9 protein-coding genes and 2 tRNA genes are annotated in these 12,748 nt (G+C 67.1%); 3 read left to right on the top strand and 8 right to left on the bottom strand.

The window, feature by feature from the left end:
* Positions 1 to 91: 91 nt before the first annotated feature.
* From ABIA35_RS39085 to ABIA35_RS39055, 7 genes are all read right to left on the bottom strand, one after another.
* Complete coding sequence (locus ABIA35_RS39085) at positions 92 to 2,452, bottom strand: AAA family ATPase (protein WP_370361282.1); 2,361 nt, start codon at positions 2,450 to 2,452, stop codon at positions 92 to 94.
* Positions 2,453 to 2,551: 99 nt separating this feature from the next.
* Positions 2,552 to 2,755: a DUF397 domain-containing protein gene (locus ABIA35_RS39080; RefSeq protein WP_370345164.1), complete on the bottom strand. Its 204-nt coding sequence runs from the start codon at positions 2,753 to 2,755 to the stop codon at positions 2,552 to 2,554.
* Between the two features lie 167 nt (positions 2,756 to 2,922).
* Positions 2,923 to 3,204: a hypothetical protein gene (locus ABIA35_RS39075; RefSeq protein WP_370361281.1), complete on the bottom strand. Its 282-nt coding sequence runs from the start codon at positions 3,202 to 3,204 to the stop codon at positions 2,923 to 2,925.
* Complete coding sequence (locus ABIA35_RS39070) at positions 3,137 to 6,157, bottom strand: BTAD domain-containing putative transcriptional regulator (RefSeq protein ID WP_370361280.1); 3,021 nt, start codon at positions 6,155 to 6,157, stop codon at positions 3,137 to 3,139. Before ABIA35_RS39070 ends, ABIA35_RS39075 begins: the two co-directional genes overlap by 68 nt.
* A gap of 777 nt (positions 6,158 to 6,934) precedes the next feature.
* Positions 6,935 to 7,019, bottom strand: a tRNA-Leu gene (locus ABIA35_RS39065).
* A 4-nt stretch (positions 7,020 to 7,023) separates the two neighbouring features.
* A tRNA-Leu gene (locus ABIA35_RS39060) sits at positions 7,024 to 7,097 on the bottom strand.
* Positions 7,098 to 7,404: 307 nt separating this feature from the next.
* The gene (locus ABIA35_RS39055) at positions 7,405 to 8,355 is read right to left on the bottom strand and encodes an Lrp/AsnC family transcriptional regulator (RefSeq protein WP_370361279.1); all 951 of its coding nucleotides are present in this window, start codon (positions 8,353 to 8,355) and stop codon (positions 7,405 to 7,407) included.
* A gap of 171 nt (positions 8,356 to 8,526) precedes the next feature.
* Between ABIA35_RS39055 and ABIA35_RS39050 the strand changes: the two genes are divergently transcribed.
* The gene (locus ABIA35_RS39050) at positions 8,527 to 9,891 is read left to right on the top strand and encodes a carboxylesterase/lipase family protein (protein ID WP_370361278.1); all 1,365 of its coding nucleotides are present in this window, start codon (positions 8,527 to 8,529) and stop codon (positions 9,889 to 9,891) included.
* A gap of 159 nt (positions 9,892 to 10,050) precedes the next feature.
* The gene (locus ABIA35_RS39045) at positions 10,051 to 11,337 is read left to right on the top strand and encodes an alginate lyase family protein (protein ID WP_370361285.1); all 1,287 of its coding nucleotides are present in this window, start codon (positions 10,051 to 10,053) and stop codon (positions 11,335 to 11,337) included.
* Between the two features lie 21 nt (positions 11,338 to 11,358).
* Here the strand turns inward: ABIA35_RS39045 and ABIA35_RS39040 are convergent, their stop codons facing one another.
* Positions 11,359 to 12,219 carry an alpha/beta fold hydrolase gene (locus ABIA35_RS39040; RefSeq protein WP_370361277.1) on the bottom strand — a complete coding sequence of 287 codons (861 nt, stop codon included), beginning with the start codon at positions 12,217 to 12,219 and terminating at the stop codon, positions 11,359 to 11,361.
* A 92-nt stretch (positions 12,220 to 12,311) separates the two neighbouring features.
* Between ABIA35_RS39040 and ABIA35_RS39035 the strand changes: the two genes are divergently transcribed.
* Positions 12,312 to 12,734: a winged helix-turn-helix transcriptional regulator gene (locus tag ABIA35_RS39035; protein WP_370345158.1), complete on the top strand. Its 423-nt coding sequence runs from the start codon at positions 12,312 to 12,314 to the stop codon at positions 12,732 to 12,734.
* The last annotated feature ends 14 nt before the right edge of the window (positions 12,735 to 12,748 follow it).

Here is a 12,748-nt window from a genome sequence, read left to right as displayed (position 1 = left end):
TGTCGAGGTCGGTATTCACACACAGACAACGACACCCTTCGCCATGCCGTCACGCAGGCCCACGACCAGCCCAGCCTTCGGACTCAATCATCTAGCGCAGCTCGACCAGTCTCCGGCGAAGCGCGTCCGCATTGCGATCGTGGAAGGGCTCGAGCAACGTCAGGGCCTCGTCGCTAGCTCTGGCAGCCTCCGGAGGACTGGATAGCTCCGCGTAGGCCTCGCTCAAAAAGCACAGAGTCTTCGCCAGCTCGTAGGGGTCGCCATCACGGCGGCGCATCACTTCCGCATCCCGGTGAAAGGCAAGGCCTTCGGAGCCGTTTCCAAGAAGGCGGAGCACCTGTCCCATGCCGTCGAAGCAATCGGCCTCGCCTCGCACGCGTTCGACGGACTGTATCGCCAGACAGGACTCGTATTGGGCCAGCGCCTCTTCCAAACGCCCCTGCCGCAGCCGCAGCCCGGCATGGGCCAAGAGCGTTTGGTGGCGCATGTTGCCGCTCAGATTGCGATAGGCCCCGAGCCACTGCTCGGCTTGGTCATACAGCCCGAGTTCAGTGCACGTTCTGATCAGCCGAACCGAGTTCGCCACGGCTGGGTGCGAATCATCGGCCGGCCCTGGAGGCGCCGCCGGCGGCAGACTCTCGGCAATCCGCAAGGCCTCCTCGGGCGCACCCATGTCCAGGTGACACTCGGCGAGGTTGCCAACAATGAACTGCCGCATCGTAGGTGTTCCGTCCGGCCCAAGAGCGTCCAGCGCATGATGAAGGCTCGCCAGGGCTTCCGGGAACTCGCGAAGTAGCAGGTGAGCCACCGCCGCCCGGTTGGCCGCCAGGGTGGTCCCCTGCCGATCGCCGATGGCCTCGAACAGCGCAAAGGCCGCGGAGTGTTGTTCGAGAGCGTGCCGGTAGTCTCGAATGCCCTTCAGGGCCGCCCCTAACGTGTTACGCACCGCTGCCTCGGCGGCTGGGTCCGCCAAACGCGCCACCGCGATCAGGCCGAGTTCGGCGGCTTCCAACCAGTATTCGTAGTCCCGTTCAGCATCGAACAGCGGCTCTGCGGAAACAGGCAATCGCCAAGAGACTTCGTCGAAGCCTTGTGCCGAGGCGATCCTGACGATCGCCATGACGGTGTCCTTCTCCATCTCGTACCAGGCGATCGCTTGCTGCCTCTTGGACCCGATCCGCGAAGCCGCGCTTGCCACTGCATCCACATAGAAATCGGCGAGCCGGCGCAGAGCCGCCTGCCTGGCTTCCGCCGTCTCTTGCTGTTCCGCGGCGTGAACGGCGAAGGCGCGAAGCAGATCGTGGAACTGGAAACGCCCCGACGCGGTCCGCTCGATCAGATGCGACCCGGTCAGCACGTCCAGATACTCGCCCGCCTGAAGTGGTGACGCGTCCGCCAGCACTGCCGCCGAGTCCTGGTCGAAATCAACACCCGGATGCAGCCCGAAGAAGCGGAAGGCGCGCGCGGCCGAGTCTGGCAGGTGTCGGTACGACCAAGCGAAGACCGACTCAGCAGGCTGCTGCGCGCCCGAGGTTTCCGGCATGTCTGTCACCTCGTCCGTCGTAAGGAGTAGCGCCTGATGACGCAGACCGTCGATCACGGCTCGCAGCGGCGTGGAAGGCCGGTCGATGGCCCGCTCGGCCGCGATGCGCAGTGCCAGCGGCAAGCCGGCACACAAGGCCACGAGTTCGGCGATCGCCGAACCGTCGGCATCCCTCTGGTCGCGCATCGCACAACTCAACAAGGCAGCCGACTCATCTGCGTCGAACAGACCGAGATCGATACGGGTACCGCCGATGAACCTGGACAGCGACGGAAGCCTGCCGCGGCTCGTGATGAGCACCAACGATTCACCGCTGCCAGGCAGCAGGACCCGGGCCTGGCCGGCAGTCCCCACGTTATCGAGGACGATGAGCAAAGCGCGGTCAGCAGCCAGCGAGCGGAAGAGCTCAGCTCGTTCTTCCAAGTCATGCGGGATGTCGTTCGCCGGTATTCCCAATGCACGGATGAAGCGGTTCAAGGCCGTGGTCGGCGGCATCGGGTCCGCAGGTGAATATCCGCGGAGATCGATGAAGAGTTGACCGTCTGGATAGCGGGCGCGGACTTCGTGGGCGAAACGAAGTGCCAACGAGGTCTTCCCCGCACCGCCCGCACCAACGATGAGCGCCATCTGCGGCCCGCCACTCGGCTTTGCCCGATCACCGGCCACCAAGGCTCGTAACCGTTCAAGCTCGGGCTCGCGTCCAACGAACAGTGGCATAGTGCCCGGGAGCTGGCGCGGGGGTGTATGCGACGTTGCGCGAGGGATATCCAAACTGGTCTGGTAGTGGAAGTGGACTCCCCCACGGACATCGCGAGCCTGAACGACGTCGTGCGCCGTGCCGGACATCGTTGAAGACGAACGGAACGAGCCGTCGGGGGCGTCAGGGCCGCCGAACGGAGTTGTCGTCATCGTGGCCACCTCGCAAGAGACTTCCCCCGGATACGGGGCATTTCAGCACGCGGTGGCGCGGCCCGCCCACGACGAGCCGCGCCACGCTGAATTCGGACTTCAGATGGGCATCTCGAATTCGCCGTTGAACGCGCCGAGCAGGAACGCTTCCCACTCACCCCGGTTGAACACCAACACCGGCCCCTGCCGATCGTGGCTGTTGCGAACGTGCGCGCTGCCACCGCCGAACCAGACCTCCACGCAATCCTTGTCATTGGCGCAGAAGCTGCTCTTGGACCACTGCCCGCATCCGTTTGAGCCCATGGCTCCTCCTCCCCGAAAAGTTCGGCGTCAGGGGTCAGCGACCGTTCCCGACGCCGCCTACTCGTGAGGGATTCCATCGCGGCACTTCAGACTTCTTGCCGTCGGCTTGACGAAATGCTTGCATCCACGGATTCGCGGGTCTGGCAACGCTGAACGCTTCATCGGCGTCACCGGATCAGCGTGGTCGCCGACGCGGCCCGGTGCAGGCCGAGCTGCAAGTACAAGGCTTTGGCCCGCGCCATATGCTGGTGGCTGGCGATGGGGTCCTCCGGTGCCAGCAACTCGCCGATGGCCCGTAGAGCATGAGCCTGCTCCAACGGGGCCTGCGCCGACTCGGCCTCTGCGAGCGCCGTCGTGTAGGAGTCCAGGGCGGCCGTTCGGTCACCACCGCGCTGGTGCAGGATCCCGGCGGCCAGATGCCACGTGGGCGCTCTGCAACGGATCCTCACTTTCCTCTGCCAGGTGAAGAGCCCGGCTCAATTGGCGTGACGCGATGGCGCGGTTGCCGAGATCGGCATGGGTTACGACTGCCTCGACCAGGGTCTCGGCTTCGTTCCGGGGGTCTGCGCCCAAACGCGACAAGGCCAGAGCCTCCCGGAACGAAGCCAGGGCCAGGTCGGCTTGACCACGACGGCGATGGACCACGCCGATGTTGGTGGCCAGCACGGCCAGGCACTGGGGATCGCCGGACTCGGCGGCCAAGGGCTGAGCCTGATGGAAGTAGGCCATCGCGACATCGCACTCGTCGGCGATCAGGTGCATCTTCCCGAGATTGATGAGGACGTCGCAGCGCAGTTCCGCATCGCCGAGCGCGCTCGCGGCGCCGAGTACCCGCTGCATACATCCGAAGGCAGCTTCCAGTTGCCCCAGTTCGAACAGGAGGATGCCGAGATGGCTCTCCGCGGTCGCACGCCGCTCCGTAGCGCCCAGACCACCGAACATTTCAGCGGCAACGCGAAAGTCCTCTACCGCTTCAGTACGGCGACCGGCCAGCCAGTGGATGCGCCCAGAGTGCAGTGTCGCCTCGGCCTGGCCATACGGGTGTTTGTTCACGGTCCAGACGGTGACGGCGGCGGTGGCGTGGGTCAGGGCCTCTTCGAGTTCTCCGGCGCGGGCATAGAACGCCGCGAGATCCGTGTGTATCCGCGCGGCTGTCGCGAAGTCCTCGCACGAGTCGGTGCTCGCCGATTTCAGGCCGGGAACATCGGTCGCGGCTCTGCGCAGTAGCTCGATCGCCTCACGCCAGTGACCGCGCCTATCGAGGTGGCCGGCAAGGATGTGCAACAGCGGAGTCGTCGGCCCACGCCAGCCATGCGCCGCAGCGAAGTCAAGCATCGCTGTCAGGTTCTCCGATTCCAGGTCCAACCATGCACGAACGGTTTTACGACTTTCCACGTCGATGGTGGCCGCCGCAGGATCCGCGGGTTCTGCGATCGGCTGTGCTGGAGAAGTATTGTGCCTGGTCGGTTCGGAGGGGTAGAGCGTCCGGCTGGCACGCTCGGCGGTGTGCAGGTAGAACGAGAACGCTCGGCGGACAGCATCCTCGACATCGTCAAGGGTCTGCTCATGCCAGGCACGATCGAGGGCGAACTCTCGCATCAAATCGTGCAGACGGTAGCGATGCCGTGTGGTCTCCTCGATCAGATGGTGCTCCACCAGAGCATCCAGCGCCAGGTCAGTACCGGTGGCGTCGGATTTGGCAAGCGCCGCAGCAGCGGCCAGGCCGATGTCGGGGCCCGGGTGCCCGGCCAAACGACACAGCAGGGTTCGCAGCTGAGTCGAAAGAGAGTAGAACGACAAGGCAATGGCGGTATCCACCGGTCCAGTGATCTGGTCGTCGGCCGACCGGTGCCCCGGGGCGTCCAGGCGCGCGACAAGATCACCCAGCTCCCATTTGGGACGCTTGCGCAGGTGTGCCGCAGACACAGCAATCGCCAGTGGAAGGCCGCCGCAGCGTGCTGTGAAGCGTCTGAGTGCTTCGGTGTCGGCCTCCGCGTCAAAGGTGCGTTCGGTGATATCAGCGAGCAGGAGCTGCGCAGCATCGTCGGGCAGCGTACTCAAGGAGCGCTGCCGCAGCCCTGACAAAGTGCCCAGTTGTCGACGCGAGGTCAGCAGGACCGCAGCGCCGGGCGCGGTGGGCAGCAGACACTCGACCTGTTCCAGGCTCTGTACGTCATCAAGAAGCAGGAGCAGACGCTTGCCGGAGATGCGACGGCGCCAGAGAGCGGAGAGAGCATCGACCGACTCCGCGCGACGGACGTCCTGGACCGGAGCCCCGATTTCATCGAGAAGCTGACGCAACGCCTCTAGCGGGCCTATCGGGCTTTGGTGCGGATGATGACTGCGGAAGTTGATCTGGATTCGGCCGTCAGGGCAGTCGTCGCGGAGAAGGCGCGCCACACGCACAGCAAATGACGTCTTGCCGATTCCCGGCATACCATCGATGGCGTAGATCGCAGGTCCGCTCGATCCGGGTCCGAGATCGGCGCGGACCGCAGCCAGCACGTCGGCCAGCTCGTTTTCGCGGCCGACAAGGTAGCGAGGACCGCGATCGAGATTGTCGGGCGGCTTTTCCACCTGGTCTGCAGGGGTGCCGGAGCCGGCCTGCGATTCCCCCGCGGGACCGTTCGTGCCACTGCGGCGCGCCGGCCGCGAAGCTATCTCACCTTTCAAAATCCTTTGATGAAGGAACTGCAGCTCAGGGCTCGGCTCGGCACCGAGCTCCCTCCGCAATCGCTTCCGGGCTTCGCGGAACGTCGACAGAGCATCAGCCAAACGCCCCGCCTGTGCGAGCGCACGCATCAGCATGCCGACCGCGGACTGGTCGACTCCCCCGATCGCGGTGAGCGCCGCCAGCTCGCTGACAAGTTCATCGGGGTCGCTGCCGAGCGTCAACTCAAGATCGATGCGGGTCAGGACGGCGGAGCGCCGGCGCTCCCAAAGAGCACGCCTGGTCCCGTCCGCCCACTGGCCGACGAGCCCGGCCAAGGGCTCTCCTCCCCACAGAGCCTCCGCCTGACGGAACAAGGAAACCGCCGCCCCGGGATCCGAGACGGCGGTAGACCGGGCACGGGTGACCGCTTGATCGAAGCGTCGCGCGTCGACGAGCTCGGCAGGGACGTCGAGCAGATAGCCGCCGGAACGGTTGGCACGGATCAATCCCACAGTGTCGCCCGCCTCCCGCAATTTTGTGCGAAGACGCGAGATGTACACCTGGAGGGTTTCGCGTTCCTTGATCGGCGGACTGCCGTCCCACAAGCGGTCGGCGATACTGACTGCCGAGACCGCCAGGCCGGAAGCAAGCAGGAGGATGGCTAACACGTGTTGGGCTTTTGAGGCACCGACAGGGATGCAGCGATCTTCATCCCAGATCTCGACAGGGCCTAGCACGCGGAAATACACCTCTGTTCCCCCTAACACTACGCGGAGTATGTATTTCGCCCCTTTTACTCATACACCGCCACAGAGGAAGTCTCCAGATCCTATGAGGGATTCAGTGCACGAAGCTGGACGACACAGTCGAGTTCGCGAGTCCGCCGAAGAAGAGCCAGCAGACGCGGGTGTCGGTGGCCGAGCTCCCACCGCAGGACGGTCGCATCGGCGACCGCGAGGCTTTCAACGAGCTCAAGCCGAGCCATCGACAACCTATTGCGAATCTCGGCGAGTGCCCTGAACAGACGTCGCGCCTGCCTCACTTCCCGTACCTGATCATCTCGGTCACGGATTAGGTCAGCGAGTGGTAATCGCCCTCCGCGTTGCAGATCGCGGTGCGGAGGTTGAACACGCCGCCCACCGGCTGGCCTGTGGCACGCTAAAGTCAGAGCATAGACAAGATCGACGCGGTCGGGTCCGCCGCTTTACCCGAGTACACGCCGCAGTCGCCACCCCGTTTGAATGCCCCAGTTTCGTACGCCCAAGGAAGCGTACAGTCGCTCAATCATGAGTTAGTCAAAGTCCGAGCGCATACCGGTCAGACGTCGCTACTGTTGGCACGTTCAAACCCGCAAGCGATTCGAGAGGCCTGACTTGCTCTACCACGCTATAGGCGCCGCCTGCGCCGCCTGGCTGCCGTTCTGGGTCTGGCACCCGTAGACGGACCGGGGCGGCTGCGTGTTCGACGACAGTGCGCCCCGACCAGCACCGCCGACGACCGCAGAAGGTGGTACGCGTGGAAATCAGTGCACCCGGTGGGATTCGAACCCACATGCCCGTGAAGGGCGCCGGCTTCTCAGACCGGGCTGTCAACCAGTTGCAGCACGGGTGCTCGGTGCTTCCGGTGGGAGTCGAACCCACACTGACGACGCGCTGAACGCCGTGCCTCTGCCTGTTGGGCTACGGAAGCTTGGTTGGTCGGTGGTGCTTGGTGCTTCCGGGCCGGGGGCGTGAGAAGGGCCGCCCGCCCGGAGGTTTCCCTTCCGGCGGGCGGCCCTGGGACCGTCACCTGGTGACGGTCAGGCCGAGATCTCCTCCGGAAGGCTTGCAAGGTACAGGGACCGGAGGACGCACAGACGGGTCGCTTCGACGGTCATGTCCTTGCTCCTTCCTTTCCGATCTCGGCTTCGGAACCGCTTGGTGGGCAATAGTTTGCCGGGTTCGCAGGGGGCCGACAACCGATTTATCGAAAGTGGGTTCGGTGGGTTCGGTGGGGTTCAGGGGCGGGTGCGGCCGGTGCGCTTGACCGAGGCGAGGATCGGGGTCACCTCGAGGCTGCGGAGGTCGTCGAGGGCGCCGACGGTCGTGGTCAGGAAGGTGTAGAGGGCGTCGAGGTTCTCGGCGGCGACGGCGACCAGGAGGTTGGCGCTGCCGGTGGTCGCGGCGGTGAAGCGGACCTGCGGGTGGCGGCTGAGGGTGGTGCCCGCTTGTTCCAGGGCGGCGGGGCCGGTGGCGATCCACAGCAGGGCCTCGGTGGCGATGCCGAGTTGGGCCAGGTCCACCTCGCACGCCAGGCGCAGCATATGGGCCGCCAGCAGGGTCTCCAGGCGGCGGCGCACGGTGGATGCCGACGTGTCCAGCGCCGCGGCCAACTCGCTGTAGCCCGCGCGCGCGTCGGCGGCGAGGTGGTCGATGAGGGCTTCGTCGAAGGGCTGGATCGTCGGCGCGGCAATGGGATCGTGCGTGAAGGTGGCCAGCGTCTCGAACTCCTGCGTGCTCAGCAGTCCCCCGCTCCAGGCGAAGCCCGCGGGGAACACCTTCATCAGGTCGTAGGCCTCCCACGACAGCACGTCAGCGGTGGCCGGCAAGTCGCGCAGCAGCAATGTGTTGCGCGCCTCGGCGCCGTCGAGAAACAGGACACTGCTGATCTCGGTGCCGCCGCCAAGGATGTCGACCCAGACCGTGTCCGGCCGCCGGGCCAGTCCCGCGGCGATCGCCTTGATGCGCTTCGGGCGACACCGGATGCGCAGCACCATCGGGACGATCCGGGGGAAGCGCGCGGGGTTCCGCACCGCCGTGGGCCGCAGCGTGCCGTCATGCAGCAGCGGGGCCGCACGGCGCACGATCGTGCGCTCGGACAGGTCCAGCACCTCGGCGACGGTCCGCCACGAAGCACGCGGCGAGGCCATCAGCACGGCGGCGATCCGCCGGTCGGTCTCGTTCAACAACGGGAGGTACCTCCGAGCGTGTCTCTGATCCGCCAGATCGGGCTGGGTGATGTCCTATATCTAGCAGAGTGGAGCGATGATTCGTCTGTTTCCGTCGGTCGGCGATACACCAAGGGTGTCCATTCAGCGCAAGGAAGCATTCAGCGCAAGGAAGCAAGGAAGGTGACATCGATGACCACGATGAACCGCCCCGTCGTCCCGACCGAGTCGGGCGCCGTCCAGGGCATCGTCGAGGACGGAGTCGCGGCGTTCCGCGGCATCCCCTACGCGGCCTCCCCGGTCGGAGATCAGCGCTTCGCCGCCCCGCAGCGGCACCCGCAGTGGGACGGCACCCGCGACGCGTCCCGCTCCGGCCCGTCGGTGCCGCAGAGCGCGTCCCGCCTGGAAGCCGTGATGGGAGCACGCACTCCCGACTGGAACGAGGACGGCTGCCTGAATCTCAATGTATGGACTCCGCAGTTGGACGAAGTGCGAAAGAACGAGCGCTTGTCGCCGGTCCTGCTCTGGTTCCACGGCGGCGGCTTCACCAGCGGATCCGGCGGCTGGGACTGGTACGACGGCCGCGACCTGGCCGCCGCCGGCGACATCGTCGTGGTCACCGCCAACTACCGACTCGGCCCGCTGGGATACCTGTACCTGCCCGAACTCGGCGTGGAGAACCTGGGCGTTCAGGACCAGATCGCGGCGCTGGAGTGGATCGAGCGCAACATCGCCTCCTTCGGCGGGGATCCCGCGCGGATCACGGTCGGCGGGCAGTCGGCCGGCGCCTTCTCCAGCTTCTACCTCGCCGCCTCCCCGGTCACCGGTCCGCGGATCCAGCGCGTCATCATGCAGTCCAGCCCGTTCGGCCTGCCGCCGCAGGACCCTGATGTGGCGGCCGAGCACGCGCGGCAGTTCGTCGACATCCTCGGCCTGACCGGCGGCCTGGATCTGCTCGAAGCGCTCCGACGAGTTCCGGCGGAGAAAATGCTGAGCGCATATGGGCAACTCGCCGGGGAGTTGGCTCGGCCCGGAAATGTCTCCCCGCCGATGTATCCCGTGCTCGGCGCCCCCGGCATCCCGGCGGCGTGGCAGCAGGCGCTCGCCGCCGGACGTCTGGACGGCAACCAGGTGCTGACCGGCACCACCAAGGACGAGATGACCGCGTTCCTCGCCTTCAACCCGGCCGGCGTCGCACCGAGCGCCGAGCTCATCGAGACCGAAACAGAGCTCGTATTCCGCGACGGGACGCTCGCCGTCGCCGACCACCAAGCCGCCGCGGGCTATGCCACCTACGTCTACCAGTTCGACTACGCCCCTGCCGACGACCCGGCGCACCTCGGCGCCACGCACTGCGCCGAACTCCCCTTCTTCTTCACCACGATCGACGCTTACCCCGGCTCCCCCATGCTCGGCGAGCCGACCGCCGCGGCACGCGATCTGGCCGGCACGTTCTCCCACGCGGCCGCGTCCTTCGTCGCCGGCGGCCGGCCGGACGCGGACGGCTGGGAGCCGTACCGGTCCGGCGACTCGGAGAGCATCCGCCACTTCGGCTGACCGAGTTAACCGAGTTAACCGAGTTAACCGAGTTCATTGACGCGCCCGGTCTCCCGCGCAACACTGACCCGGCAGGTTTCATAAACCTGGCATCAGTTCATGTATGTGAAAATCCTCCATCACATGGAACGGGAGCCTTTGGTGAAACGCAGCCCTTCGATGAAACGCAGCCGCACCATCGCAGCCCTCATACTCGTCGCGGGCCTGCTGACGCCGTCCGCCGCAGCCGCGGTGCACCCGGCCGATCAGGCCCCCGCGAACCGCTCGTTCCACGTCCCGGCGACCGTGGTCCTGGACGGCTACCGCCTGGCGCTCACCCGCGAACTCGTGCGCGCCGGCGTGCCGTCCTTGCGCGCGCCGCTGGCGGAACTGCGTACGCAGGCCGACGCCGACCTCACCGCCGGACCCTGGTCGGTGATGGACAAGCCGGAGCTGCCGCCGAGCAACGACAAGCACGACTACCTGAGTCAGGCCCCTTACTGGTGGCCCACGCAGCCGGCCACCGCCGCCAACCCGTGGGGCTGCCCGTACATGCAGAAGGACGGGGTGCGCAACCCCGCGATCGACGACATCACCGACCACGCCGAGCGCGGCGAGATGTTCAACGCCGTGTACGACCTCACCCTGGCCTGGTACTACACCGGCGACGCCGCCTACGCGCAGCGTGCGGCGCTGGACCTGCGCACCTGGTTCGTCGCCCCGGCCACGCGCATGAACCCGAGCCTGGACTACACCCAGTTCATCCCGTGCCTGGTCAGCGGCCGGGGCATCGGCATCATCGACTTCTCCCAGCAGTTCACTGACATCCTCGACGCCGTCGCGCTGCTGAACACCGGCGCGCCGGGCTGGTCGGCGTCCGACGACGCCGGCATGACCAGCTGGAACAAGCAGTTCCTGGCCTGGCTGCAGACCAGCAAGAACGCCTCCGACGAGGCCGCGGCGACCAACAACCACGGCTCGTTCTTCGACATGCAGGAGGCCGCGCTGGCGCTGGCCACCGGGCAGCCGGCGCTGGCCCGCTCGATCGTCGTCACCGCGGAGACCAAGCGGCTGGACGACCAGATCGGCGCCGACGGCGGGCTGCCGCAGGAGCTCTCCCGCACCCGCAGCTACCACTACTCGACCTTCGACCTGGTGGCGCTGACCCGGCTGGCGATGATCGGCCGGCACGTCGGCGTCGACTTGTGGCACTACACCACGCCCAGCGGCGGAACCCTGTTCAAGGCGGTGGACTTCGTCGTCCCGGCCGCGACCGGCCAGGCGGCCTGGACGTATCCGGAACTCCAGTTCCAGGCCTTCGCCGCCGACGACGACATCCACGCCGCGGCCGATGCCGGGGACCGGACGGCGCGCGCCGCCGTCGGGCACCTGCAGACGCCGCCGGGTGGCGACCTGTGGCTGCTGCGTCCGGCTCCTGAGCAGTTGGATCCGATCAGCGGGTCGTGACGGGAAGTCATCGCGGGAAGTTCAGTCCAGGAAATCGGTGAGCGCGCCCAGCAGGGCCCCGGGCTGGTCCAGCGGAATGATGTGTCCGCACTCTGCGATGGTGTGTCCGGTCACGTCGTCGGCGACCTGCTTCAGCTGGTGGTACAGCGCCGGGCCGACCGGCTGTGCGCCGATCGCGAGCACCGGCGTGGTCAGTCGGCCGCCGGTGGTCGCGGCCTGGATCTGGCGCGCCGTCTCGGGCATCGCGCGGTAGTGCTCGAAGGCACAGCGCAGTGACTCGGTGCCGGTGTACGCGGCGACGAACGCGTCGCGTACACCGGCCGGGACGCCGCGTCCCCGGGTCCCGGCCGCGAGGAACCAGTCCACGTACTCGCGCTCGTGGCCGGACAGGACCGTCTCGGCCAGGCCCGGAACAGCGTGGAAGCCGAACCACCACGGGGCGCCGGCGGACAGGAAGTCCTCGGCTCCGGGCAGGCGGCCGAGGATCGCCTCCATCAGCACCGTCCGGTGCACCAGGTCCGGTCGGCGCAGGGCAAGCAGGAAGGCCGGGGCGGCGCTGGCGTCGATGCCGACGACCGCGGCGGAGTCCACGTTCAGGGCGGCCAGGAGTTGTTCGGCGTCGCGGGCGAGGTTCTCGGCGTCGTAGCCGTCGGCGGCGCGGGTGCTGTCTCCCAGGCCGCGCAGGTCCGGGGCGATGACGCGGTGGTGTTCGGACAGCGGGCCGATGACCTGGCTCCACAGGCGCCAGGTGTGCGGGAAGCCGTGCAGCATCAGCAGGGCGGGGCCGGTTCCGCGGACGGCTGCGTTCACCTCGATCCCGTTGACCGGTATGCGGAGCAGCTGCGGTTCCTCGGACGGGGATGGGGACGCGGTCGGTGACATGGTTCCTCCCAGGTGGTTACCATTGGATACCTGGTAACCGTATGAGAGCGGCGGAGGCGGGCCAAGACGGCACTTCTCCGTCAGGTGGTGAGGTGGAAGTGACCGCCCTGGCCGAGGACGCGCGCGGCGACTTGTTCGATCCGGCGTGCCCGACCCGCGAGCTGTTGGACCGGCTCGGCTCGAAGTGGACGTCGATGGCGGTGAAGGTGCTCGCCGAGGCCTCGCCGGGCGAGGTGCGGTTCGCCGAGCTGCGGCGCCGGATGCCCGGCGTGTCGCAGAAGATGCTGTCCACGACGCTTCAGGGGCTGGTCCGGGACGCGCTCGTGCGCCGGCGCGTCGAGCCGACCGTGCCGCCGAAGGTGCACTACAGCCTGACCGGGCTCGGTCTGTCGCTGGAGGAGCCGCTGGCCGCGCTGCGGGCGTGGGCCGAGGCCCATATGGCGGAAATCGACCGGGCCAACCGCGCCGCGGCAGCCGAACAGGTGACAAACGCCGGGGATTCCGCTGATCTGTAGCGGGTCGTAGTCCG

This window comes from Catenulispora sp. MAP12-49, assembly GCF_041262705.1.
Taxonomy (GTDB): Bacteria; Actinomycetota; Actinomycetes; order Streptomycetales; family Catenulisporaceae; genus Catenulispora.
This window is presented reverse-complemented; position numbering and strand designations above follow the sequence as displayed.

Excerpts from the sequence above, each read along its gene's own strand:
- ABIA35_RS39085 (WP_370361282.1), bottom strand. The coding sequence starts at position 2,452 with ATGACGACAACTCCGTTCGGCGGCCCTGACGCCCCCGACGGCTCGTTC.
- ABIA35_RS39080 (WP_370345164.1), bottom strand. The coding sequence starts at position 2,755 with ATGGGCTCAAACGGATGCGGGCAGTGGTCCAAGAGCAGCTTCTGCGCC.
- ABIA35_RS39050 (WP_370361278.1), top strand. The coding sequence starts at position 8,527 with ATGACCACGATGAACCGCCCCGTCGTCCCGACCGAGTCGGGCGCCGTC.
- ABIA35_RS39045 (WP_370361285.1), top strand. The coding sequence starts at position 10,051 with ATGAAACGCAGCCGCACCATCGCAGCCCTCATACTCGTCGCGGGCCTG.
- ABIA35_RS39040 (WP_370361277.1), bottom strand. The coding sequence starts at position 12,219 with ATGTCACCGACCGCGTCCCCATCCCCGTCCGAGGAACCGCAGCTGCTC.